General features: G+C 72.8%; 16 protein-coding genes. 7 read left to right on the top strand and 9 right to left on the bottom strand.

The features are described 5' to 3' along the window. Position 1: 1 nt before the first annotated feature. The 5 genes from OG202_RS07770 to OG202_RS07750 all read right to left on the bottom strand — a co-directional run bounded on the left by OG202_RS07770 (position 2) and on the right by OG202_RS07750 (position 9,126). The gene (locus OG202_RS07770; protein ID WP_327730824.1) at positions 2 to 1,375 is read right to left on the bottom strand and encodes an extracellular solute-binding protein; all 1,374 of its coding nucleotides are present in this window, start codon (positions 1,373 to 1,375) and stop codon (positions 2 to 4) included. A 210-nt stretch (positions 1,376 to 1,585) separates the two neighbouring features. Continuing rightward, on the bottom strand, positions 1,586 to 2,863 hold the full coding sequence (locus tag OG202_RS07765) for an IS701 family transposase (protein WP_327728809.1): 1,278 nt from the start codon (positions 2,861 to 2,863) through the stop codon (positions 1,586 to 1,588). Positions 2,864 to 2,980: 117 nt separating this feature from the next. Further along, positions 2,981 to 3,721, bottom strand: a complete 741-nt coding sequence (locus tag OG202_RS07760) for a peptidyl-prolyl cis-trans isomerase (RefSeq protein WP_405961830.1) — start codon at positions 3,719 to 3,721, stop codon at positions 2,981 to 2,983. 74 nt (positions 3,722 to 3,795) lie between these two features. Next, positions 3,796 to 8,112 (bottom strand): NEW3 domain-containing protein, encoded by a 4,317-nt coding sequence (locus OG202_RS07755; protein WP_328222544.1) that lies wholly within the window; start codon positions 8,110 to 8,112, stop codon positions 3,796 to 3,798. Between the two features lie 129 nt (positions 8,113 to 8,241). After that, the gene (locus OG202_RS07750; RefSeq protein WP_326584425.1) at positions 8,242 to 9,126 is read right to left on the bottom strand and encodes a MurR/RpiR family transcriptional regulator; all 885 of its coding nucleotides are present in this window, start codon (positions 9,124 to 9,126) and stop codon (positions 8,242 to 8,244) included. A 170-nt stretch (positions 9,127 to 9,296) separates the two neighbouring features. Between OG202_RS07750 and OG202_RS07745 the strand changes: the two genes are divergently transcribed. Next, positions 9,297 to 10,085 (top strand): SIS domain-containing protein, encoded by a 789-nt coding sequence (locus tag OG202_RS07745; protein ID WP_328222542.1) that lies wholly within the window; start codon positions 9,297 to 9,299, stop codon positions 10,083 to 10,085. Positions 10,086 to 10,100: 15 nt separating this feature from the next. On the opposite strand, the gene OG202_RS07740 is transcribed toward OG202_RS07745, so the two are convergent. Beyond that, on the bottom strand, positions 10,101 to 13,262 hold the full coding sequence (locus OG202_RS07740; protein ID WP_328222541.1) for a beta-N-acetylglucosaminidase domain-containing protein: 3,162 nt from the start codon (positions 13,260 to 13,262) through the stop codon (positions 10,101 to 10,103). A 166-nt stretch (positions 13,263 to 13,428) separates the two neighbouring features. On the opposite strand from OG202_RS07740, the gene OG202_RS07735 reads away from it, so the two are divergent. The 5 genes from OG202_RS07735 to OG202_RS07715 all read left to right on the top strand — a co-directional run bounded on the left by OG202_RS07735 (position 13,429) and on the right by OG202_RS07715 (position 21,734). Continuing rightward, positions 13,429 to 14,400, top strand: a complete 972-nt coding sequence (locus OG202_RS07735; RefSeq protein WP_328222540.1) for a cyclase family protein — start codon at positions 13,429 to 13,431, stop codon at positions 14,398 to 14,400. Between the two features lie 233 nt (positions 14,401 to 14,633). Beyond that, positions 14,634 to 17,672, top strand: coding sequence for a SpoIIE family protein phosphatase (locus tag OG202_RS07730; RefSeq protein WP_328222539.1), 3,039 nt, complete (start codon positions 14,634 to 14,636; stop codon positions 17,670 to 17,672). Positions 17,673 to 17,817: 145 nt separating this feature from the next. Beyond that, positions 17,818 to 19,365 carry a sugar ABC transporter ATP-binding protein gene (locus tag OG202_RS07725; RefSeq protein ID WP_327730830.1) on the top strand — a complete coding sequence of 516 codons (1,548 nt, stop codon included), beginning with the start codon at positions 17,818 to 17,820 and terminating at the stop codon, positions 19,363 to 19,365. Continuing rightward, positions 19,362 to 20,486: an ABC transporter permease gene (locus OG202_RS07720; RefSeq protein WP_327730831.1), complete on the top strand. Its 1,125-nt coding sequence runs from the start codon at positions 19,362 to 19,364 to the stop codon at positions 20,484 to 20,486. Before OG202_RS07725 ends, OG202_RS07720 begins: the two co-directional genes overlap by 4 nt. 81 nt (positions 20,487 to 20,567) lie before the next feature. Then, on the top strand, positions 20,568 to 21,734 hold the full coding sequence (locus OG202_RS07715; RefSeq protein WP_405892832.1) for a substrate-binding domain-containing protein: 1,167 nt from the start codon (positions 20,568 to 20,570) through the stop codon (positions 21,732 to 21,734). A 56-nt stretch (positions 21,735 to 21,790) separates the two neighbouring features. On the opposite strand, the gene OG202_RS07710 is transcribed toward OG202_RS07715, so the two are convergent. Next, positions 21,791 to 23,020: a PP2C family protein-serine/threonine phosphatase gene (locus tag OG202_RS07710; RefSeq protein WP_328222538.1), complete on the bottom strand. Its 1,230-nt coding sequence runs from the start codon at positions 23,018 to 23,020 to the stop codon at positions 21,791 to 21,793. 548 nt (positions 23,021 to 23,568) lie between these two features. On the opposite strand from OG202_RS07710, the gene OG202_RS07705 reads away from it, so the two are divergent. Then, positions 23,569 to 23,997, top strand: a complete 429-nt coding sequence (locus OG202_RS07705; RefSeq protein ID WP_327730833.1) for an ATP-binding protein — start codon at positions 23,569 to 23,571, stop codon at positions 23,995 to 23,997. Between the two features lie 34 nt (positions 23,998 to 24,031). Here OG202_RS07705 and OG202_RS07700 read toward each other — a convergent pair whose 3' ends face one another. Together OG202_RS07700 and OG202_RS07695 are read right to left on the bottom strand one after the other, a co-directional pair. Then, on the bottom strand, positions 24,032 to 24,466 hold the full coding sequence (locus tag OG202_RS07700) for a DUF2267 domain-containing protein (RefSeq protein WP_327730834.1): 435 nt from the start codon (positions 24,464 to 24,466) through the stop codon (positions 24,032 to 24,034). Positions 24,467 to 24,619: 153 nt separating this feature from the next. Continuing rightward, complete coding sequence (locus OG202_RS07695) at positions 24,620 to 25,015, bottom strand: DUF2267 domain-containing protein (RefSeq protein WP_327730835.1); 396 nt, start codon at positions 25,013 to 25,015, stop codon at positions 24,620 to 24,622. Positions 25,016 to 25,067 lie beyond the last annotated feature (52 nt).

Below are 25,067 nucleotides of genomic sequence, written 5' to 3'. Positions count from 1 at the left end.
CTCAACTGCCCTGCTCGATCAGCTCGTTGGCCTTCTTCTGGGCCTCGTCGAGGGCGTCCTGGGCACTCTTCTTGCCCTGCATGGCCAGCTGGATCTGGGCCGTGATGGCGTTCAACTCGCCGGGGGTGAGGGCGATCTCGTCGGCGGTGGAGGTCTTGCGGTCACTCGCGACGATCTTGCGGGCCTCGGCGAACGGGTCGTCGCCCTTGACCGACTGGAAGAACGGGTCGTCCAGGGAGGCCGTGGTGGAGGGGAAGATGACGACGTTCGGGTCCTTCGCCCACTCCAACTGGTTCTCCGCGTTGGTCAGGAACCGTGCGAAGGACAGCGCGGTCGCCGCGTTCTTGCTCGTGGACGCGACACCCACGTACTGCGGGGCGCCGACGGTGTGGCCCAGGTCGTCCAGCATGAAGCGGGCGACCCCGGTCTTCTTGTAGACGCTCGGGTTGTTCTGCTGGATGAAGCGCAGGAAGTTGGGGTTCGTCGGGCCGTAGACCAGCTTGCCCTGACCGTAGACGTTGGCCGGGTCCTGGGTGGAGGAGAGCGAGTCCCTCGGCATGCCGCCGGCCTTGTAGAGCTTCGTCATGGCCTCGACCCACTGCGTGGTCTTCGGGTCGTCGGCGAAGGTGAACTTCTTGCCGTCGGACGACAGGATCCCGATGTCCATCTGCTGCCAGTCGGCCGGGATGCGCAGCTGCGGGTTGGCGAGGAAGGCGTAGTACTTGCCGTCCGAGGCCTCGGCCACCTTCTGGGCGTCCTCGAACAGACCGAGCACGGTCGTCGGAGGTTTGGCCGGATCCAGGCCCGCCTTCGTCATCAGGTCGGTGTTGAAGGTCTGCACGATGCCGCCGGAGTACCAGGGCAGCACGCTGTGCACCTTGGCGCCGGAGGAGTCCGCGTACCTGCTCGACTTCCACAGGTTGGGCACGAATGGCTCGCCCGCGTCCGGCGCCTTCTTGTCCAGGTCGAGCAGGTAGCCGTTCTTGGTGAGCGCGATCGCCGTGTTGACGTTGATGTTCACCACGTCCGGCAGCGTGCAGCCCTGCGCGTCCGCGACCAGGCGCTGGGTGAACGTGGCGTCGCCCGGGTCGTCGACCCACTTCACGGTGGTGTCGGGGTGGGCCTTCTCGAAGGCCTTGATGACGCCGTTGAAGTAGCCGCCGAAGTCTTTCTTCAGGTTGGTCGTCTGGAAGGTGATCGTCCCCTTGACGTCGCCGGTGAGCTTCCCGGAACCGACGTTGCCCTCGTCGACCTTGCAGCCGCCGGCCGTGGCGTCCCCGCTGTCGGAGCCCCCGCCCGACAGGCCGCAGCCGGCGGCGGTCAGGGTGAGGGCGATGACGCCCGCCACGCATCCGGTCAGTCTTCTCGCGCGCATGTTGCCTCCTGCGATCAGTCAGCTGCTGGGTCACGCTGCTGGTTCAAATCACCAACTTGGACTCCGATTGATGAAAAGGTGGACCAGAATTCATCGGAGGTCAATGCCTAGTAGGACTCCGTTAAGTTGCTCTGGCTCTTGGGTTCTGGCTGGTGGTGGATGTTCTGGGCAGGGGGCGGTGGCAGGTGGTGCAGGTGCCGGTCCAGCAGTTCAGCAGGTCCTGGATGGTGTCGAGGATCTGGTAGAGGGTGAGTCCGCTGTATCGGCTTTTGGGGCCAGGCGCTGTTCGGTGAGGAACGCGTGGGCGGCGGTGACCAGGGTGACGTGGTGGTGCCAGCCGGTCCAGGAACGTCCTTCGAAGTGGTCCAGGCCGAGGCCGTGTTTGAGTTCCCGGTAGTCGTGTTCTATGCGCCAGCGGATCTTGGCCAGGCGGACCAGTTCAGCGTGCGGGGTGTCGGCCGGCAGGTTCGACAGCCAGTAATCGGTGGGTGCTTCGGCGCCTTCGGGCCATTCGACCAGCAGCGTGACGTCGGGCAGGACACCGTCCCACAAACCCTCCTGCGCGGTGGCGGCGGCCTGGGCAAGGCGGCGGGACCGGACACCGGCCGGCCGCACGCGCAGCGCCAGAAAGCGCGAGCGCATCGGCCCGCGTGAGCCTTCACGCCAGGTCACCTCGGTGAAGGCCTGCCGCCCCTGGTCCGCCGCGAGCGCGGCCACCGGGGACGGCTTGTCGCGGTAGCGGGGCTGAGGCTTGCGGCCGTTGCCGGACCAGGGCGGGGCAGCGGGCACCGCATCGTGCGGGTGGACGGTCACGTCCGAGCGGATCGCCACCACGTAGCCGATGTTCCGACGTTCCAGCCCGTCGCGGAAGTCGGCGTTCTGCCCGTAGCCGGCGTCGGCCACCACCGCCGGCGGCACCAGCCCCCACCCGGCCAGCTCGTCGAAGACGTCCAGGGCCAGGCGCCACTTCTCCCGGTGCCCGACCTCCTCAGGAACCCCCGTCCTGCGTCGGCGGACCGGATCATCCGCCCACTCCCGGGGCACGAACAGGCGCCACTGCAGCGGACAGGACGCGGTGTCGGAGACCGCGTGCACGCTGACCGCGACCTGACAGTTGGCCTGCTTGCCCAAAGCCCCGCAGTACTGGTGAGCGACAGCGACCGACATCTTCCCGTCCTTGGGAAACGACACATCGTCGACCGCCCAGGCATCCGGGCCGATTCTCGGCACCATCCGTTCCGCGATCCGCCGCCGCACCGGCACGGGATCCCAGGTCGACTGGTTCACGAACTGCTGCAGGTTCTGCTCGTTGCCGTCCGGCAGCCGCGAGGCCATGGCCTGGATGGACTTGCGGCGACCGTCCACCATCAGTCCCCGCAGATAGCAGTCACTCTTGGCCCGCTGATCCTTGCGCGGCACCGACGCGAACACATCGGCCACGAACAACGCCAACTTCGCCCGGGCACGGTTCACTTCATGTGCATCCACACACCCACCATGCCCCCAAACAGCACCGCGAGACAGACCTAACGGAGTCCTACTAGCCGTGTTGCTTTTAGGTTCCGAGCCGTCGGTGAGTCGTCGGTGGGTCGTCGGCCGCGGGTTTCAGTGGCGGTGTTCGTGGTCGGGGTGCGACGGGTCGCCCGGGTGCTCGTGCCCCGGCGTGTACTCCACGTCGGCGCGGGCCCGGTCCAGCCAGTCGAAGAACGCCTGCCGCCCCATCGCCCGCCGCAGCTCCCGCACGACGTCGTCGTGGACCTCGTCGTACGGCAGGAAGTCGCCCGGTCCCGCCCCGCCGTACGGGTCGACCCCGCGCCGCAGCGCCTCCGAGGTGAGGAAACGGTCCGGATTGCGGTCGTAGTAGCCCCGTACTGCCTTCTCCGGCACCCTCTGCTCGGCCTCCAGAGCCGACAGCAGGGTGCGCGCGGCGGGGGAGTGGGCGAGCGCCACCGCGATGATGCTGCCGAGGTCGGCGACCTCGGTCCCGGACACCGCGAGCCCCCGCGCGGGCTCGGCCGGTGGCGCGAGCCCCCGCGCGGCACACGCCCGCCGGGCCAGCTCGTCCGCGACGACGACCTGCGTCGCCCATCGCCGCCGCTGCCGCTCCGCTCGCGCCTGCCCCTCCGGCCGTGCCTCCCGGTCCCGGGCGGGCACGGCGTCCAGTACGGCGTCGACCCGTTCCCGGGGGACGGTCTCACCGCCCACGAGCGCCGCGTGCGGGCTCGGAACCGGGTGCCCGTGCGGCGGGGCATGGCTGCCGGGCGCCACGTGGCCGCTGTCTCCCGCGTACTCGTCCGGCTCCGCGTGTCCGGCCGGTGCGGGGCGTCCTCCCGGCTCGGCGTGCATGCTGTGCGCCGGGTGCCTGTGCGGCGGGGCGTGGTCGCCCGGTACCGTGCGGTCGCCGTGCGCCGGGTGCCCGCTCATGGCGTCACCTCCAGTACGACCGCCTCCGTGTAGGCCACGCAGCCGTGCCAGCCGGCCTTCGCCATCAGCCAGTACGACCCCGGGGGCACCGCCGAGCCGTCCACCTCGACGACGCGGTCCGCGCTCTCCCCGGGGGCCAGGGCGAACCCCTGGAGGCCCGGCTCGACGCCCGCCCAGGTGCCCCAGGGCGACAGCGCCCACAGCGTTCCGCTCACCGGGCCCCGGGTCGTGTTCCGCACACGCACCGGCACGCGCACCCGCTCGCCCCGGCGCACCTCGACCCGGTCGACGCCCAGCTCCAGCACGACACTCGGCCCGGTCCGCCCGTCGGGCTCGCCCTCCGCCGCCTCGCCGGGCACGTCCAGGGCGACCACGTCCTCGAACGTCTGCCCGCCGTACGCCAGCCGCGCGGCGAGCGGGTAACGGCCGGGCACCGGGTCCGGCGGCGGTGCCACGGTGACCTCCGTGAGCGAGAAGCCGCCGGGACCGAGCGCGTAGGCCAGTTCGGCGGGCTCGGCACGCCAGCCGGGTGGGACCTCCAGGGCCACCGTGCCGGACACCGGCGCGTCGGTCAGCTCGGAGGAGATGCGTACCGTCGCGGTGACCGGGCCGTCGGCGGTCAGCGCGGCCGGCGAGAGGTAGACGGCCACGGGCATGTTCCCCCGGGGCGCGGGGCCGGAGTTGTGCAGCCAGTACCGGGTGTGCACGGGCTGCGCGGGTTCGTGCGCGGCGACACCGGGGCCCTCGATCCGGCGGCCGTCCACCGGCGAGGCCAGCACGGTGGCCACCTCGAACCCCGTCAGGTCCAGCTCCAGCGCCCCGTCCGTGCCGGGGGTCAGGGCCTCACCGGGCCGCTCCAGGACGTCGGCCCGGCTCCCTCCGGCCCACGCCGACGGACCCGTCACCCGCGCCCGCACCGGCCGTCCGTCCACCTCGTGCGCCCGTACGACGACCCCGCGCGCCGGGTCCGTGGGCGCGGTACCGCCCCGAGCCAGCGGCGACCCGGCCGGCTTCAACGCGTCCAGCACCACCCTGCCCTCGGGCTCCAGCGCCAGCAGGGCCGCGGACCTCGGCAGGCCGGCCGGTGCCCCGGCGGGCTCCCGCAGCCGTGCGGTGAGTGGATGGTCGGGCTCCCGCAGCCGCGCCGTCAGCGGATGGTTGAAGGCGTGCCCCTCGCGCGGCCAGCTCAGGTCGCGCCAGTCGCCCTCGCCCGCGACGACCGCGTACTCGAAGGTGTGGGACCAGCGTTGCAGTTGGAAGCCGGAGCCGTCGGGGGCGGTGCGGCGGGGCGGGTCGACCCAGATACCGGAGGGCCAGCCGGTGCAGGAGCGCATCAAGGACATGTGGAGATCGCCGGAGGAGGTGACGACGCACCCCGGGGTGCCCCGGTTGAGGATCGCGAAGCCCCGCCCGTCCCAGGCGTCGCCCGGCGGCAGCGCCTCGCCACCGCCGGCCGCGGTGGCCCGTACGGTCGCGTCGTCCAGGTCGGCGACGAGCGCGTCGACGGCCTTCGCGTCGTCCTCGGGGCGGGCGCCCGCCACCACGAGCAGCGGCAGTCGCTCCAGGTCGCGCAGGTCGGCGCCGGGCACCCACTCCTCGCGCAGGGAGGCGCGGGGAGCCACCCACACCGATGCCAGGCCGTCCCGGGCCAGTTGGCGGCGCAGTTCGCGGGCGGCGGCCGGGTCCCAGCCGAGGGCCTCGGCGACCAGGGAGTTGCGCTCCGGGCCGCCGACGGCGATACGGATGTCGGGCAGGTTGGAGTCGACCTCCAGATCGCCGTAGCGGGGGCCGCCCGCGATCGTCGAGGTGGCCGTGACGCCCGTGCGCACCAGGGCCGCCGCGAGCGGGGTGCCCAGTTCACCGGCGGTGTCCCAGTCGCTGAAGATCAGCTCGGCGACGCCGACCGACCGGTGGCCCAGGAGCGCGCCGGTGTCGTCGTGGACGGCGACCCGGGCGGTGGAGCCCAGCCCGAACCAGGTGTTGGCGGGGTTGTCCAGCGTCCACGGGAACCGCTCACTGTCCACCTCCACGAACCCGAAGCCACGCCCGATCACCGCGTCCGCGACCTCGTGCACCGGCAGCCCGCCGCGCACGTCCGAGGGCCAGCGGACCCGGATCAGCCGGTCGGCGCCGTCGTAGCCGTCGAGGGTCGTCGTCACGTCCAGCCGGTCGACGCCGGCCCAGAGCGTGAGCCGCTGGGTGTAGCGGAAAAGGCCCAGGTCGGCGCGGACGGTGAGGCGGGAGCCGGCCGACGAGTGCTCGACATCGATGTCAGCCGTCACGTCCCGGCTGCGGGCGGCGGTGGTGCCGGTCGGGGTGAGGTGCCAGGGGCCCTCGCCGAAGCGCGGGTGCCTCGGGTACTCCTCCTGCACCACCAGCTCGTTGCCGATGTCCCCGGCGCGCAGCAGCTCCCGGCCGTCCTCGCCGTCGGCCCCGGCTTCGGTGAGCGCGCGCAGACTGCTGACGCCGCCGCCGCGCGCGGGGTCGACGGTGACCTCGTAGAACTCGTTGCGGATCGTCGTGCCCTCGCCGGCCGTCCAGCCGGCCACCGAACCCTCCGCGAGGGCGAACGCCTTGAGGCCCATGCCGGGCACCTCCGGCACGACGACCTTCAGTTCGCCGTCCTCGCGCACGGCCGGCAGCGGCAGCCCCGTGTGGTCGAGCGGGACCCGGCCGGGGTCGGCGACGCTCAGCACGTCCCTCCGCTGCCAGGTCGCGGAGTTGAAGACGACCAGGTCGGTGCCGTCGCCCGGCAGCGGCACGACCCGGTCGGCGAGCGCCTGGGTGGCGTCGGCGTGCACGGTCTCCGCGAGGTCGTACAGCTCCCGCCAGCCGGTGAGCAGGTCGATGTACACCTGGTCCGACTCGGAGCCGGTGATGGCGTCGTGGTGGGCGCCGTAGATCAGCTGCCGCCAGGCCTTGTCGAGGGCCGCGTCCGGGTAGGGGTGCCCGGTGGTGAGGGAGGCGAGGGTCGCCCAGGCCTCGGCGTCGGCGAGCAGCGCCTCGCCGTACCGCTGGGCCTGTTTGGTGTCGATGTAGGAGACGTCCTTGCCGGTGTAGACCGGGTTCATGTCCCGGGTCTGCGGGGACGCCGTGCGCCCCTCCCGCTCCAGCTCGGCCCGTACGGCGGCGAAGAAGTCCCGGGGGATGCCGCTGACGAACCGGGGCCAGACGTACCGCTCGTTCCAGTCGCGGTGGATGCCCATCACCCAGCGGCACGGCGGGGCGTAGTCGCCGCCGACCGGCAGCAGGACGTTGCGGGTGAGCGCGACCTTCTTCAGCCCCCGGAAGAGCTTGAGCGCGGCGGCCTCCGCCTCGGGCAGGGTGGGGGCGTTGTCGATGGCCCAGCCGGCGCCGTAGTGGTTGACCATGTACGCGGTCAGCAGCCCGCGCCCGGAGGGGGCGATCCAGCTGAACTCCGCCGGGAACTGCATCCGTTGCGGGTCACGCGGCTCCTCGCCGAACACCGACAGGGTCGGCCCCCACTGGTGGAACGGGCCGCGCGCCCACGAGCTCGACGTGACTCCGGCGTCCGCCATCAGCCCAGGGAACTGCGGGTCGTGCCCGAACGCGTCCAGCTGCCAGGCGGTCTCCGGCGCGGCCCCGATGATCCCGCGCTGGAAGCCGTCGCCGTACAGCGCGTTGCGTACGGTCGCCTCGGCGCCGGTGAGGTTGGTGTTGGGCTCGTTGTAGGTGCCGCCCATGATCTCGACCCGGCCGGTGCGGATCAGCTGCCGCAGGAAGGCCCGCTCCTCGGGGAAGGCGTCCCAGTAGGGCTTGAGGTAGTCGACCTCGGCGAGCACGAAGGTGTACGCCGGGTCGCGCCGGGCCAGATCGCAGTGGGCCCGCACCAGGCTCATCCCGCTCTGCCCGCGCGAGTCGAAGGTCCGGGCGGGCAGGCCCGTGACGGCCGGGTCGTCGGCCACGTCCCAGGTCTCGGTGTAGGCGGCCTGGGTGTTCCACCAGACGGGGTCGTAGTGGAAGTGGCTGACCATGAACATGGTCCAGCCGGGCTCGGCGACCGTGAACCCGGCGCTGTGCCGGACGACCCGGTCCCCGTCGGCGGCCGTGACGGTGATCTCGCGGCGGTCACCGGGAACGAGGCCGTCGACGGCCACGGGTATCTCGGCGCGTACGGTCCCGTCCTCGCCGACGGTGACGGCGGTCTCCCCGACGCCCCGCACGCCCGGCCCCTCCGCACACAGCCGGACCGGCCGGCCCGGGTCGTGCTCGACCTCGACGGCGACCACCTGGTGCGGCTGGTCCTCCGTCCCGACGAAAAGCTCGGTCGACTCGACAGAGATGACGCGCATGAGGCTCCTACGAGTGCTCGGCGGAGCCCCATCCTGGCAGCGCGGGATGGTTCAATCAACCATGCATCGGAATATTGGTTGATTCATCCATGCGTAGTCGGTCGGCCCGAAGGGGCAACCGAGGCCCGGTCAGCGGCTCCGCCGGGACTTCACGGCGTGTGCGCCGGCGATGTGGTCGGTCAGCGCCAGGGAGGCGCTCGCCCGCTGGTAGGAGAGCTGGCCGACGCGGACGTAGAGGCAGTCGATCAGCATCAGCACGGAGTGGCGGGCGCCGATGCTGCCGGTGCGGAAGCTGGTCTCCGAGGAGGAGGAGATGAGCCGGATGTCGGCGGCGCGGGCCAGCGGTGAGCGCGGGTCGGCGGTCAGGGCGACGGTGGTGGCGCCACGGTCCTTGGCCAGCTCGAACGGCTCGATCGTCTCGCGGGTGGCGCCGGAGTGGGAGATGCCGATCGCCACGTCCGCCGGGGTGAGCAGGGCGGCCGAGGTGGTGGCCGCGTGCACCTCGGTCCAGCCGCGCACCGCGCAGCCGATGCGGAACAGCCGGGTCTCCGTCTCCTGCGCGACCGCGCCGCTGCCGCCGACGCCGTACACGTCGACGCGCCGGGCGCGGGCCACGGCCTGGGCCGCGCGCTCGACGGAGTCCAGGTCGATCCGGTCGATGGTCTGCTGGACGGCCCGCAGATCGGCGGTGCCGACGACCTGGACGACCCGCTCCAGGCTGTCGTCGGGGGAGATGTCCGGGCCGATCTCGGCGCTGCCCCACTCGGAGGACTCACCCCGGCCCCGTTCCTGGGCCAGCTCGATCAGCAGGTGCTGGTAGGAGTCGAGGCCGATGGCCCGGCAGAACCGGGTGACCGTGGCCTGGGAGGTGCCGGTGCGGCGGCCCAGCTCCGCGGCCGAGCAGTGCGTGACGGCGGCGGGATCCTCCAGGATCAGCTCGCCGACCTTCCGCAGGGAGCCGGCCAGCCGGGGCAACTCGGTGCGGATCAGGGTGGTGACATCGGTCGAGGGCATGCAGAGAAGGTATCAGCCACCCGTTGACCCGATGGCTGAATACCAGGACCGGACTTTGCTGCCGCACTCGGGGGTGAACTGCGCCATTGCCCTCGATGCCGAGCCTGTGATTCAGTGATTCACTGATAGGTGTGTATGGGGTGGTTCAATCCACCAGTGGGGAGTCTCAGGTGTCCGTCGAGTCCGCCAACGCGTCCGTGACCGAGCCGGTGAGCGCCGACCGCTTCGCGCGCGAGGGCCTGGCCGTCCTGAACCGTCTCACCGGGTCCGCGCGCGCCGACGTGAGCGCCGCCGCGGCGCTGATCGCCGACTGTGTCCGCGAGGACGGCGTCGTCCAGGCCTTCGGCACCGGCCACTCCCAGGCCCTGGTCCTCGAACTCGCCGGCCGCGCGGGCGGCTTCGTGCCCACCAACCGGATCCAGATGGCCGACCTCGTCCTCTTCGGCGGCGACCACCCCAGCGGCCTCGACGACCCGCTCCTCGAACGCGAGCCCGGCATAGCGGTCCGCCTCTACGAGCTGGCCGACCCCCGCCCCCAGGACCTCTTCGTCGTCGTCTCCAACTCCGGTGTCAACAACGTCATCGTCGAGATGGCCCTGCACGCCAAGGAACGCGGCCACCGCCTCCTCGCCCTCACCTCCCTCGCCCACACCCACTCCGTGGCCGCCACCCACCCCAGCGGCAAGAAGCTCGCCGACCTCGCCGACGTGGTCCTCGACAACGCCGCCCCGCGCGGCGACGCGCTGCTGGAGCTGCCGACCGGCGGTGCCGTGTGCGCGCTGTCCACCCTGACCGGCGTCATGCTCGTGCAGATGACGGTCGCCGAGGCGGCCGCCCAGCTCCTCGCCTCCGGTGACCGCCCTCCGGTCTATGTCTCCGCCAACGTGCCCGGCGGTTTCGAGGGCAACCTGGAGCTGGAGAAGCGGTACGCCGGACGGATCCGGCGTACCGCCAGTTGATCACCCCCGGATTCCCTACGGCACCGGTACGGGCGTCAGCGCGACCGCCAGCGGATAGGCGCCGGTCGTCAGCGGTGCCCCGGCGGTGCCGGACGCCGTGTCGACGGGCACCAGCCTGTTGCCGTCGGCCGTGGTGACGTAGGCCGTGCCGCCGTCCCAGTCCAGGCCGACATCGAAGGCGGACCTGCCGACGGTGACCTTCGCGCCGGGGGCGCCGGTCACCGTGTCGACGGGCGTGACGTGGTCCCCGGTGCTGGGGCTCACCCACAGAGTCCGCCCGTCCGGCGACAGGCCGAGGCCGTACGCCTGGCCGGAGACCAGGAGTGTCGGCTCGGTGTCGTTCGTCGCCGTGTCGATCGGAGTCACGGTCGAACCACCGGAGTTGGACACGTACACCCGCTTCCCGTCCGGTGCGGCGACGACGTTGAACGGGCGGGGGCCGACGGGGATCGCCGCCCCTGCCTTCCGGGTGTCGAGGTCGACCGGCGTGACGGTGTTGTCGTGGATGTTCGCCACGTACAACGTCCGGCCGTCGGGGGTGATCGCCATGTTCTCCGGCCCCGACCCGACCGTGACGGTCGCACCGGCCTTGAGTGTGCCTGTGTCCACGGGCTGGACCGTGCCGTCCGTGTAGTTGGCGACCCACAGGGTGCCGCCGTCCGGTGTGACCGCGAGCCCGGCGGGGACGCGGCCCACCGCGACCGTGCCGGTGACCGTGCCGCGCGCCACGTCGATGACACTGACCGAGTCGGAGCCCTGGTTCGCGGCGTAGGCGGTACGGCCGTCGGCGCTCACGACCACGTCACCGGGGTTGTTCCCGACGGCGATGTCCGTGCTCTTGCCGGACGACAGGTCGATCGAACTGACCGACGCGCCACTGAAGTTGGCCGTCAGGGCGCGCGGCGTGCCGTCCCCGTCGGTGACCCGGACCGGGATCGCCCGGTCGAGGACGCCCGAGCCGGACACCACGACGGAGTGGACGCCCTCGGCGACACCGGTCACGGTGACGGTGGCCGAGGCGCTGCCCCCGGCGGGGACGGTCACGGTTCCCTCGGCGGGGGAGGCGGTGACACCGTCCGGCACGTCGAGTTTCCAGGTCACCGTCCGTGCCTCGGCGGAGGAGGAGAAACGGAGGGTCGCCGTGCCGGAGGCCCCGGGTTTCAAGGAGAGCGACCCCGGGGCGAAGGAGGCGTCGACGCCGGGGTCGGGGGCGTGCTGGAGCATCGCGCTGTACAGGAACTGGTCCATCACCCCGGGCGACACCTGCTGCGGGACCGCGTCCAGCGCCTTGCGCTCGCTCCGCAGCCGGTTCCAGTACGTCGACACTGCCTCGGCGTCACCCCGCTTGCCTGCCAGCAGCAGATCCACGGCGGTCAGTCCGGCGCCGCCGTACGAGCCGAGCTTGTCGAGCCAGGGCGAAGTCTCCTTCAGGAAACCGGGGTTGGCGAGGCGGCCGCGCAACTTCGAGGGTGTGGCCGCCATGTCGGTGAAGTAGGACCGCAGCGCGGCCGCCGCCCGGTCGAGACCGCTGTCCTCCTCGTACGCCTCGCGGAAGTCGGCGACGAGCTTGGTCAGCGTCGGGGACTCGGTGGCGTCCAGCTGGGAGGAGTAGCTGTTCTCGGCGAAGATCCGCAGCCACTTGGCGGCGCCAGGCCCCGCCAGATCCCGGACGGAGGCGAGGAAGGCCGCCCTGGGGTCGTACGCGTCCGCGTTCCACAGATAGGCCGCCGACGTGAACAGGGCGAGCTTGCTCGCCTCGGCCTGCACCATCGGGTTGGCGGTGACGCCGACGGACTCACGGGCCACGTCCGCCTCCCTGCCGGTGTAGGGGCCGAGGAGGAGACGGCTGGTGACGTAGTCGTTGACCGGGTAGTTGTCCCAGACCAGGATCGGGTGCCCGTAGACCTCCCGCGCCTGCCGCAGCTGCGCGGCGGTGATGGTCGGCGCGATCACGCCGACGCCGGTCCACTCGACGACCACGTCCGGGTCCAGCCGCTCGCGCAGCGCCTTCTTGTACGGGGTGTCGGCGAGGTCGGAGTACTCGGTGGGGACCATCTCCAGCGGTTGGAGCCCGGTGCGCCCGGCGGAGAACTCCTCCCACACCCGGTTCAGCAACTGGGCCTGGGCGGCACCGGCGGCCCCGCCCCCGCTGCCGAACTTCTCCTCGTCCGCCGCGCAGTTCCACTTCGTGTAGCTGATGTCGTCCAGCGGGATCGCGAAGGAGCGCACGCCGATGTCGTACAGCGAGGCGAACTTGCGGACCAGCGCCGTGACGTCGTCGGCCGAGGAGTAGCACACCGACAGGCCGGGGGAGAGGGCGTAGGTGAAGCGGACGTGGTGGGCGGCTGCCCGGTCGACGAGCTCGCGCAACCGGCCCAGCTGGGCGGCCGGGTACGCGTCGCGCCAGCGTTCCCGGAGGTAGGGGTCGTCCTTGGGGGAGTAGACGTACACGTTCTGCTTGGTGCGGCCGTAGAAGTCGAGTTGGCGCAGCCGCTCGGCGTGGGTCCACGGGGTGCCGTAGAAGCCCTCGATGACGCCGCGCAGCTTGGCCGTGGGCCAGTCGCGGACCGTGACCTCGGGCAGGCGCTTGCGGGTGAGGAGCTGGCGGAGGGTCTGGGCGGCGTAGAAGGTGCCGGTGGTGTCGGTGCCGGAGAGAGCGAGCAGGGCGCGCCCCGCGTGGCGGCCGGAGGCCAGGACGTACCCCTCCGCGGGCAGCCCGGCCGGGGACTTGACGCCCAGCCGCCGCAACGCGCCCTCGGTCGCCGGGTTTTCGCCGGGGCCGCCGACATAGACGGTGAGTCCGGCGGCGGGCGGGCGTTCACCGGCCGGGACGGTGACGATCCGGTCGGCCCCGGCCGCCCGCAGCGCGGCCTCGACGACCCGGCGGGCGGCGGGGTCGGTGTCCGGCCCGACAACCTCCACCACCCGGCCGGGAACGGCGAGTTGACGCTCGCCGCCCTCGATGTGCCGGGGCGTCGGCCACACCTCGGGGACCGGCGGGGGCTTCGCGGCGGACGGCGCGGCGGCGGCCGAGGGCAGGGAGGGGAGGCTCAGGCTCAGGGCCAGCAACAGGGCCCAGCGCAGACGCCGGGCTTTCCTGGGCCTGCGGGTCGTGGGGGATGTGGGGGGTCTGTGGGGGCGTTCGGGGCGTGGGAGGCGAGGGGTGATTGAAGCCATCGAAAGAGGCTAGAGCTGCTGAATCAAGCATTCAAGACCCCCGGGTTCGATGCCCCGTTCCGCGCCGGGCGGTCGCGGTGGGGCCGCCGCCTCGGCAGGCGCCGTAAGGTACTTTTCGGACATCGGTCCTCCCGGATGTCGCGCCGAAGGTGAACGGTGAGTACGGATGAGTTCGAACCCCGCCGCAGCGCCGCCTCCCGAGCCGACCTCCGGGAGCGGCAGCGGACCCGCCGTCTCCCGTCGGGAGTTCGACGGGATCTTCGGGACGGTCCGTACATGGGGGCGCTGGGGCAGGGCCGATCGCGGGGCCTGGAACCGGGTGACCGAGGATCATGTGCGGCGGGCCGTGGCCGGAGTGCGGTCCGGCGTGGTCGTCCCGATGGCGCTGCCCTGGAACACCCGGCCCGGCCCGGACAACCAGAAGCCGGCTCTGCACCACATGACCGATCTCGGCGATGTGGAGAGCCCGGAGCCCACGACCCACAAGGATTTCATCGCCGCCGACTACCACGGCAAGGGCGTCACGCATCTCGACGCGCTGAGCCACATCGCCTACCGGGGGCTGCTCTACGACGGCCGCCCGGCCCGCGAGGCCGTCGACGCGGGGGGCGCCCGGTTCGGCGCGGTGTCGGAGCTCGGGCCCCTCGTCACGAGGGGGGTGCTCCTCGACCTCCCCGCCGTCCTCCGCGTCCCGTGGCTGGAGCCGGGGCGGGCGGTGCGCGCCGGGGACGTCGTCGCCGCGGAGGAGGCGCTCGGCGTGACGATCGGCGAGGGCGACGCGGTGCTGCTGCGCTCCGGTCACGTCCGCCGCCGTAGGGAACTCGGCGCCTGGGACCCCGGCGTGGCGAGCGCGGGGTTCCACGTGGACGCCGTACCCCTGCTGGCCGAACGGGGCATCGCGCTGCTCGGCGGCGACGGCGACAGCGATGTGCGGCCCTCGCCCGTGGAGGGTGTGCACTCCCCGGTGCACGCCCTGGCGGTGGCCGCGATGGGGGTGCCGCTGCTGGACAACCTCGACCTGGAAGCGCTGGCCGACGCGACCGCGGAGGCGGGGCGGTACGAGTTCCTGCTCGTCGTGGCCCCGCTGAACGTCCCGGGCGGGACGGGCTCACCCGTCAATCCGGTCGCGGTCCTGTGACACCGGGCCCGACGGGTCATGCCGGCCCCCCGACCGGTCGGGCCTTGGACTCGATGGGTCGTGCACCGGCCCCCGACGGGTCGTACTCGGCCCCGGCCGGTCGAGGTCCGCTCCGGCCGGTCACCGGACGTGAGGACAGCCGCGAACCGTGACTCGTGTTGCCGATGCCCGTATCCTCGTCAATGCCAGATATATCCGATAAGCGGATTGTTCAAGGCGCGAGTGAGGCCAGCGTGGTGCGGTCCGACGGCGAGCCGGTACTCACGGGACGTGCGACAGACGGCACGGGCCCCACCCTGTCGCGTGAGCGGTTTCTGCAGGGTGAGTCAGTGGAGAGGGGCGTCCGCGCGTCGATCCTGAACTCCTGGCAGCGGTGCCGGTCCCTGGGGCTCTCGCCGGACAGCTCCGACCTCCCCTTCCGGGACGACTTCGACCCGGACGGCCGGGTCTCCCGCGCGGCCGCGCCGGTGCTCGACCGACTGGAGTCCAGGTTCGCCGGCAGCGCGATGAACATCTCCGTCGCCGACGCGAACGGCACGGTCCTCCTGCGCCGCTTCGGCCAGGCGTCGCTGGCCCGAGCGCTCCCGGACATCCAGACCGTCCCCGGATTCGTGTTCGCCGAGCGGTTCGCCGGTACCAACGGCATCGGTCTCGCCCTGGCGGAACGGCGGCTCATCCGGGTCTACGGCGCCGAGCACTTCGCCGAACGCTCCCAGGCCAGCGCCTGCCGCGCGCTTCCCGTGCGCGACCTGCTCAGCGGCCGTATCGAGGGCGTCCTGTGCTTCGGATATCCGCGTGGTTTCGAGAACCCGGCGCTGGACGGCGTGATCCGCCGGGCGGCCGCGGCCATCGAGCGGCGGCTGCTGGCGCAGAGCTCCACGCGTGAGCGTTCCCTGCTGCGGGCGTACCGGGACGCCGGGGCCGAGGCGGGAGCGGGGCCGCACCTCGGCGTCGGCGTCGACGAACTGGTCCTCGGGCTGCACCCCGTCGACCGGGCGACCCTCCTGGAGAAGGCCGCCGAGCTGATCTCCCGCGCGCAGCGGGCCGCCGTCGAGGTGCCCCTGACGGACGGCAGGCGCGTCACACTCGTGAGCCGACCGATGACCAGCGCCTCCGGGGTGGAAGGTATCGCCGTCGAGGCCGTCCTTCCCGACTCCGCACGGCTGCGGACCCTCGCCGCCCCCCACCAGGTCGAGCCGGTGCTGAGCCTCCCCGCCGGGTCCGTCCGGCCCGGCCCGCCCGCCGGAACCCCGACCGCGCGGCTCTTGCGGGGCGCCCCTCTCACCGCGGCGACCCGCCCGCTCTCCGCAGTCCCGGTGCCCGGTCACCGGCGCGACGCCGCACCACCCGGCAGGATCACCGCGGGTGTCGACGTCGTCATGGCCGACGGTCGCACCGCCGAAGGCCTTCTGCCCCCTGCCGAAGGCGTCCCGCCGGCTGCCGATGGCTCCCCGTCCCCCGCTCATGGCGTGCCGCCGGCTGCCGATGGCTCTCCGTCCCCCGCTCATGGCGTCCCGCCCACCGCCGACGGTCTCCCCGGCGGCCGTCCCGGTACCCCGGCCCCCGAGAGAGGTCTCCTGATGGTGGGGGAGCCCCACGTCGGTGGCTACGCCCTGGCCGCGCGCCGTCGGCTGGAGCTGCTGTCCGAGGCCAGCGCCCGTATCGGAACCACCCTGGACGTGCGCCGCACCGCCCGGGAACTCGCCGAGACGGTCGTCCCACGCCTCGCCGACTTCGTCACCATCGACCTCGCCGAGCCCGTGCTGCGCGGAGAGGAGGCCGCGGACGCCCGCAGCGACCTGCGGCGCACGGTGGTCCACGGCATCCGCGACGACCTCCCCTTCAGCCCGGTCGGCAAGCAGGTCGACTACGGCCCGACCGTCCCGCAGCTGCGCTGTCTGACCAGCGGGGAGGCGGTGCTGGAACCGGACCTGAAGACGGCCGCGGGCTGGCTCGCGCAGGACCCCGAGCACACCGACCGGCTGCTGAGCCACGTCCACTCCCTCATCGCGGTCCCCCTGGTCGCCCGCGGCGTCGTCCTGGGCGTCGCCGCCTTCTACCGCGCGCAGGACCCGGCGCCCTTCGGCGACGACGACCGCTCGCTGGCCCAGGAACTCGCCACCCGCGCCGCCCTGTCCATCGACAACGCCCGGCGCTACACCCGCGAACGCACCATGGTCCTGGCCCTGCAGCGCAGCCTCCTCCCGCAGGGGCTCCCCGACCAGGACGCCGTCGAGGTCGCCCATCGCTATCTGCCCGCGGAATCCGACGTCGGCGGCGACTGGTACGACGTCATCCCGCTCTCCGGCACCCGTGTCGGCCTCTTCGTCGGCGACGTCGTCGGCCACGGCATGCTCTCCGCCGCGACCATGGGCCGGGTGCGCACGGCCGCCCGCAGCTTCGCCGAACTCGACTTCCCCCCGGACGAGGTCCTCACCCACCTCGACAACCTCGTGGGCCGACTGGACCGGGAGGACCCCGTCTCCGACGGCGGCGGCATCATCGGCGCGACCTGTCTGTACGCCGTCTACGACCCGACCACGCAGCAGTGCACCCTGGCCCGCGCCGGCCACCCGCCGCCCGCCCTGGTCCAGCCCGACGGCACCGTGTCGTTCCCCGAACTGCCTGCCGGGCCTCCCCTCGGCCTCGGGGGACTGCCCTTCGAAGCCGTCGACATCCACCTGCCCGAGGGCAGTCGGCTGGTCCTCTACACCGACGGACTCATCGAGGACCGCGACCGCGACGTCGACGTCGTCCTCGACCAGTTGCGCGCGGCCCTGGCCCACCCCGAGCACACCCCGGAGGAGACCTGTCAGGTGGTCCTGGACACCGTGGCGTCCCCTCACCCGGGCGACGACATCGCCCTGCTCGTCGCCCGCACCCACGCCTTCGACCCGCGGCGGATCGCCACCTGGGAGCTGCCCGCCGACCCGGCCCGCGTCAGCGAGGTCCGCGCCGCCGCCCTCCGGCGACTGGCCGACTGGGGTCTCGACGAGGCCGTGTTCGCCGCCGAGCTGGTGCTCAGCGAGCTGGTCACCAACGCCGTCCGCCACGGCACCGGGCCCATCCGGGTACGGCTGCTCCGCGACCGCTCCCTGATCTGCGAGGTCTCCGACACCAGCAGCACCGCCCCGCACCTGCGCCGGGCGGCCACCACCGACGAGGGCGGACGGGGTCTGTTCCTCGTCGCCCAGCTGTCCCGGAGCTGGGGCACGCGCTACACCCCGGAGGGCAAGGTCATCTGGGCCGAATGCGGGCTGGACGGCGGGTGACGCGGTCGGCGCCGGGGCGGCCCACTGGCCCGTTGGGGTCAGAGAGAATGGTCAAATGCCGCAAATGACCTGATAAGGGTGGCTAGTATCGCTGGCGCAAGTCGAAGTCGGGAAGAACCCGCCAGGCCGACCCCCGGAGCTGTCCGTGCACGACGCTCACGACATCTCTGCGCAGCCGGCCCCGCCCAGCGGGCCGGAACCGCTGGTCCGTGTCCGCGGCCTCACCAAACGATTCGGTGGCACCCTCGCACTGGCCGGGGTCGACCTCGACGTCCACGCGGGCAGCGTTCTCGCGCTCCTCGGCCCCAACGGAGCCGGAAAGTCCACCCTCATCAAGATCCTCGCCGGCGTCCACCACGCCGACTCGGGCCGGGTCACCGTGGACGGGCATCCGCTGGGAACCCACGCCGCCTCCCGCCGGATGTCCTTCATCCACCAGGATCTCGGCCTCGTGGAATGGATGACGGTCGCCGAGAACATCGCGCTGAGCACCGGGTACGCGCGCCGCGCCGGACTGATCTCCTGGCGGCGCACCCGGGACCGCTGCACCGAGGCCCTGGCGCTCGTCGGCGGCCGGCTCGACCCCGACGCGCCGATCGCCCACCTCGCTCCCGCCGAGCGGTCCCTGGTCGCCATCGCCCGCGCCCTGGCCACCCGGGCGAAGCTCATCGTCCTCGACGAACCGACCGCCCGCCTGCCCGCCGCGGACTGCGCCCGCCTCTTCCGCGTCCTGCACACCCTGCGCGACCGGGGCCACGGCATCCTCTACGTCAGCCACCGCCTCGACGAGGTGTACGAGGTCGCCGACACCTTCGCCGTGCTGCGCGACGGCCGTCTCGTCAGTCACGGTTCGACGGCGGGCCACAGCCCCCTGCGCCTGGTGCGCGACATCACCGGAGAGGAACCGGCCGGCCACCGACCCGGCACGGCACCGGCCGGCGGCCCGGCGGTCCTGTCCCTGGACGGCGTACGGACCTCCGGCGCGGGACCGGTCGACCTGGAGCTGCGCGCCGGAGAGGCCCTCGGCATGGTCGGTCTCTCGGGCGCCGGCCACCTGGACCTCGGCCGGGCCCTCGCGGGGGCCCGCCCCCTCCTCGGCGGACGGGTCCTGCTCGACGGCGGCCCGTATCGGCCCCGTACCGTCGCCGACGCCGTCGCGCGCGGTGTCGCCTTCGTGCCCGGCGACCGACAGCGCGAGGGGTGCCTCGCCGAACTGACCGTGCGGGAGAACCTCCTGGCCAACCCCCACGCCGGAGACGGGCCGACGCCGCGCTGGATCGGCCCCCGCCGTGAACGCGCCGAGGCCGCCGCCCTGATCGAACGGTTCTCGGTGCGGCCCCGTGACAGCGAGGCGGCCATCGCCACCCTGTCCGGCGGGAACCAGCAGAAGGTCATGATCGGCCGCTGGCTCCGGACCGGGCTGCGCGTGCTGATCCTGGAGGAGCCGACGGCGAGCGTGGACGTCGGCGCCAAGGCCGCCATCCACCGCCTGCTCGACGAGGCGTTGGCCGCAGGCCTCGCGGTCCTCCTCCTCTCCACCGACTTCGAGGAGGTCGCGGGGGTGTGCGGGCGTGCCCTGGTCTTCGTCCGGGGAGTCGTGACGGCCGAGCTGAGCGGTCCGGCCCTCACGGTCGCGGGACTGACCCGGGCGGCCTCGGCCCTGCCCCCCGCCGGAACCGCGACGAACCCGTGACGGCCCCGCCCTCGCCGTCCCCACCGCGCCCGCGTCGACCGCGCCCGCCGAGCCGGCTCGGCTCCCGTGGCGGCCGCGGCGGGCACCTCATCGGCGCCTACGGCCTCCTCGTCCTCACCGCCCTGCTCGTCCTGGTCTTCTCCCTGGCCCTGCCACGCACCTTCCCCACCCTGGACACCGTCGACTCGATCCTCTCCAGCCAGTCGATCCCGGCCGTCCTCGCGCTCGCCGCCATGGTCCCGATCGTGACCGGTGCCTTCGATCTCTCCATCGGCTACGGCCTGGGCCTGGCGCACGTCATGGTGCTGTACCTCGTCGTCGACGCCGACTGGCCCTGGCCGACGGCCTGTCTCGCCGTGATCGTCGGAGGGACGGTCGTGGGCGTCCTCAACGGGGTCATCGTCGAGTTCGGCCGGATCGACTCCTTCATCGCCACGCTCGGCACCGGCAGCATGATGTTCGCCGTGACCGGCTGGATCACCGACGGCGGCCGGATCGTCCCCGGCCCGCAGGGACTCCCGCCCGCCTTCACCGACCTGTACACCTCCACGTTCCTCGGCCTCCCGGTCCCCGCCTTCTACGTGCTGGCGCTCGCGGCCGTCCTCTGGCTGGTGCTGGAGCGGCTGCCGATCGGCCGGTATCTGTACGTCGTCGGATCCAACCCGCGCGCCGCCGACCTCGTCGGCATCCCCGTCCGCAAGTACACCGTCTGCGCCTTCGCCGCGTCGGGCCTGATCGTCGGCTGTGCCGGGGTGCTGCTCGCGGCCCAGCAGCAGATCGGCAATCCGAGCGTGGGCCTCGACTATCTGCTGCCCGCCTTCGTCGGGGCCCTCCTCGGCTCCACCGCGATCAAACCCGGCCGCCCCAACCCCCTGGGCACCCTCGTCGCCGTCGCCGTCCTCGCCGTCGGCCTCACCGGCATCGCCCAGATGGGTGCCGACTTCTGGACGGTGCCCCTCTTCCACGGCGCCACCCTGCTCCTCGCCGTCGGGCTGGCCGGATACGCCGCCCGCCGCCGGACCCGCACCGGCGTCTTCGCGGCCCGCGACGCGCCCACCGCGACCCCGGAGCGCCCGTCCTCACCGCCGCCGGGCGGTGGCCCGACGGACCGCGGTCCGTGAGCGGCCGCGTCCCCCGGTCAGGTCCCTCGGTCATGTCCCCCGGCCGTGTTCTCCCGCTCGTCCCTCCGCGAGGAGTCTTTCGTGCACCACCACCGCAAGGCCCGCTCCGGCACACTCAAGGCCCGGTACGCGGCGACCGTCCTGCCGGCCGCTGTCGCCGCCCTGCTCACCGGCTGCGAACGAGGATCGTCGAGCGACCCGGAAGACGCCGCCTCGGGCACGAGCGGCTGCCCCGCGGTCCAGGCCGAGGCCCGCTCCGCCGTCGGCCGGGCGGAGCGGACCGACGTCCCCTGGAACGGCCCGACCAGCGGACCCGAGGCCGTCACCGGCAGAACCATCGTCTATGTCGCCCAGACCATGACCAACCCCGGAGTCGCGGGCGCCGCCGACGGAGTCCGTGAAGCCGCGCGGGTCATCGGCTGGAACCTCCGGGTGATCGACGGCGGAGGCACCCCCGCCGGTATCCAGGCCGCGATGAACGAGGCCGTGACGCTCCGCCCCTCGGGCATCGTCATCGGCGGCTTCGACCCCGGGGCGACCTCGCAGCAGGTCGTGCGGGCCGAGCAGGCGGGCATCCCCCTCATCGGCTGGCACGCGGTCGCCGCACCGGGCCCCAGCCGACGCCCCGCCCTGTTCACCAACGTCACCACCCAGGTCGAGGACGTGGCCCGGATCAGCGCGCGATGGGTCATCTCGACCTCCGACGGCGACGCCGGAGTCGTGATCTTCACCGACGCCTCGATCCCCTTCGCCAAGAACAAGTCCGACCTGATCAGGGAGGAACTCGCCACCTGCGAGGGGGTGAAACTCCTGGCGTACGAGAACATCCCGATCTCCGACGCGAGCAGCCGCACACCCCGCGAGGTCTCCTCGCTGCTCTCCCGCTTCCAGAGCGACTGGACGCACTCCGTCGCCATCAACGACCTGTACTTCGCCGACGCCGCCCCCGCCTTCCGCGCGGCCGGCAAGGACGGCTCCGGCCCGCCCTTCAACATCGGCGCCGGGGACGGCGACCCCTCCGCCTTCCAGCGCGTCAACAGCGACCAGTACCAGGCGGCCACCGTCCCCGAACCGCTCCTGCTGCAGGGCTGGCAGATCGTCGACGAGTTCAACCGCGCCTTCTCCGACCGCCCCGCCAGCGGCTACGTGGCGCCCGTCCACATCAGTACGGCCGACAACAGCGACGGCGCCACGAGCTGGAACCCGTCGGGCTACCGGGAGGGGTACCGGAAGATCTGGGGCAGGTGAGTGCGCCGCCGAGCCTCGTCGGACCGTCCTCGTCGGCTCAGGGCACCGCGCGACGGTCACAGACGCAGAACGATCAGCGCGGTGTCGTCGGTGGTGCCGGCGGGCGGAAGGAGATCCGCGAGGAGGGCGTCGGCCAGGGTCTCGGGGTCGTGCTTGCGATGGTGGGCCAGGGAGTCGGCGAGGCGCCGCAGACCCGTGTCGATGCCCTCGGTACGGCGCTCGATCAACCCGTCCGTGTACAGCACCAGGGTGGAGTCGTCGACGAAGGGCATACGGGCCTGGGGCCGGGCGACATGCGTGGGCCGGGCGGCGAGCGGAGGATCGGTGGCGCCGTCGAGGAAGGTGACGGTGCCGTCGGGGTGCACCAGGGCGGGCGGCGGGTGGCCCGCGCAGCTGTAGGTGATGGTGTGCCTGTCCCAGTCGATGAAGGTCGTCACGACGGTGGTCGACTCGGCGCCGTCGACGGAGCGGGCGTAGAGGTCGAGAGCCTCCAGCGCCTCGGCCGGACCGTCGGCCACACGGGTCGCCCCGCTCAGGGCGCTGCGCAGCTGCCCCATCGCGCAGGCGGCCGCCAGGCCGTGGCCGACGACGTCGCCGACGGCCACCGCGAGGCCCTGGCCGGGCAGGCCGACCAGGTCGTACCAGTCGCCGCACACGTTCAGCGCGCCGATGGCCGGCCGGTAGCGCACGGCCGCGTCGTGCGCCCCGATCGGACCGGGCGGGGGCAGCATCGCCGCCTGCAGGGCCAGGGCCACCTCGCGCTCGTGGGCGTGAGCCGTCCGCAGTCGCTCGTTGACCTCCTGCAACTCCCGGGCACGGGTGTACAGCTCGGCCTCCAGCACCCGGGCCCGGCTGTCGCCGCCCGGGCCGCCCCGGGCGCGGATGAGTTCGGTGACCTCCTCCACCCGGTGGACGATCAGAGCCACCTTCCCGTCGGGGCCGAGGACGGGGGCGTTGACCGGGCTCCAGTAGTGCTCCTGCCAGTGGCCGGGCCGCTGCGGGTCCTCGATGTCGTAGCGGATCAGCGCCATCGTGTCGCGCTCACCGGTGGCCACCGCGCGCAGCATCGACGCCTCCGTCTCCCGCAGGCCGGCCGCGGCCGGTTCGTTCGGGTTCTCCGGGAAGACGTCGAAGATGTAGCGGCCCAGCAGCTGCTCGCGGCTGCGCCCCGCCAGCCGCAGGAAGTCCTCGTTGGCATCGGCGTACACCAGATCGGGCGTGAGCAGCGCCACCATGCCGGGCAGGGCCCGGAAGACCTCCGCATAGTCGATATGCGGTTCCCTCATGTCCAGCCTGCCTTGGCGCCGAGCGTCGGTGTGTCGTTCCACGATAGGCGTGAACCGTTCGCGGCACCCGGCAGTTCCGCAGCATCGCTGCCGAGCTCCTCCCGGCCCGTCCCTGCCGATGTCGCGTGGCCTTCCGTGAGCACCAGACCTCGGCGGTCGTCCGGGCCGGTGACCAGCCCCCGTACCGGGCCGGCGGTGGGGACCGAAAGAGTGAAGCTCCGGGAGCGGCCCGGGTTGCCCGGCCGGACAGTGCTCCCGGCCGACCGGTGGCCGGTGGCTCGCTGCCGGTGGATGGGGTCGGCCGTGTGGAGATGCTGCACCTGCGTCACTTCGTCGCGCGACGGTGACCGGGGGGACCGGGCGGTGGTGACGAAGAGAGCGCGGTGGTGAGGGAGTCAGGGCCTGCTCGACGCCCGGACAAGATGCCTGTGGCATGTATGGGCGCGTGGCGGGCACCCGCACCCGCACGCGCGACGGGGGAGCAGGAGGCGATGCCGGTGGAGCCACGATCCGACGACGGGGGCTGTAGGGGCCCCGGTGCCCATCCGATGCAGGTCGGCTACGCCTTGACCGGAGACGGCGGATGCATCGCCCGGGCCCGCCACCACGCCGCGGACTTCCTCACCCGTCTGAAGGACGAGCACGGCCTGAGCGTCGCCCCGCGCGCGATCGACCTGACCCAGCTGGTCGTCAGCGAGCTGGTCACCAACGCCCGCAAGTACGCCTCCGGGCCCGTCCTCATGGAGCTGCGCATCTCCGGCACCACGGTGGTGGTCGCCGTGTGGGACAGCGACCCCACCGTGCCGACGGCCCGGGCCACCGACCCCGACCGCATAGGCCAGCACGGCCTGGAGATCGTCGAGGGCGTCACCCAGAGCCTCGCCGTCCAGCGTCAGACGGTCGGCAAACGCATCACCGCCCGCATCGCCCTGACCGACGCCCCCGGAGCCGGCGCCACCGCACGCGACCTGCCATGACCTCGGCCGGACACCTCACGGGTCTCCCCGCGTGTCAGGCCGCCTGGGTGAGTTCGGCTCGGCCGAACAGCAGGGCGTGGCCGGAGGGGAGTTGGGCGAGGACGCGGTCGAGGAGGTCCTCGCCGGCGAGCTGCGCCACGATGCGCAGGACGGTACCGGTGTCCCAGCGGGTGGTGGCCGCCGTGGCGCCGGTGCGGGATGCCAGGTCCTTGACGAAGCCCCAGCCGGTGAGGGGTTCGGTGGTGGGGATCTCGGAGGTGAGGACGGCGGCGGCCTCGTAGGGCAGTCTGGCCGCCAGGTCCACGCGCTCGTCGCCCGTGAGCTGGCGTCCGAAGGCGGCCAGCACGGTGCGTACGGCTTCCTCGGCCCGTGCGCGGGTGGGGTACGCGCCTTCGTAGCGCACTCTTTCCAGCATCTGCTCGAACGTCATGCCCACGGTCTGCCGGCACGGCTCTTGCAGGGAAAACATCGTGACGCGGTTGCCTTTCTCGTCTGAGGTGGGGCGCGGAACCGGGGCCCGCCGGCCACCGGTTTCGCTCGGTCGGAAGAAGTCGGAAGAAGTCGGAAGAAGTCGGAGGAGGCCGGGGGAGGCCCCGGGGAAAGAGGTCGCTGCCTGCCCGGGCTATAGGCGCTCGGGGTGACCGAACAGCAGGTCGTAGCCGGCCGGGAGCTGGAACAGGATGCGCCGGGTGAGCTCTTCGCCCGCGGCGTCCGCGGCGGCGCTGAGCACTGCCCCCACGTCCCAGGCCGCGGTCTGTTCGGTGGCTCCCTCGATCCATGCCGCGGTGGCCCGCACGAACCGCTCGGGGGAGAGCGGCTCATGCGCCCGGAGCGGATTGAGCAGGACCAGCGCCAACTCCTCCGGCAGCCGGGCCGCCAGCTCCGCCCGTGCCTCCCCGAGCAGGTGCGCGCCCAGCAGGGCCAACACCGTGCGGGCCGCCCGCTCGGCTTCCTCGGTGCTCTCGTACTCTCCGCGTTCCTTGACCCGGTCCAGGAACGCGGCCCATCGCATGGCCATCGTGGCTCCCTCGTGTGTGGGGCGACGGGCGGAGGACGGGGACGGCCGCGGG

The organism is Streptomyces sp. NBC_00310 (assembly GCF_036208085.1).
Taxonomy (GTDB): Bacteria; Actinomycetota; Actinomycetes; order Streptomycetales; family Streptomycetaceae; genus Streptomyces.
This window is presented reverse-complemented; position numbering and strand designations above follow the sequence as displayed.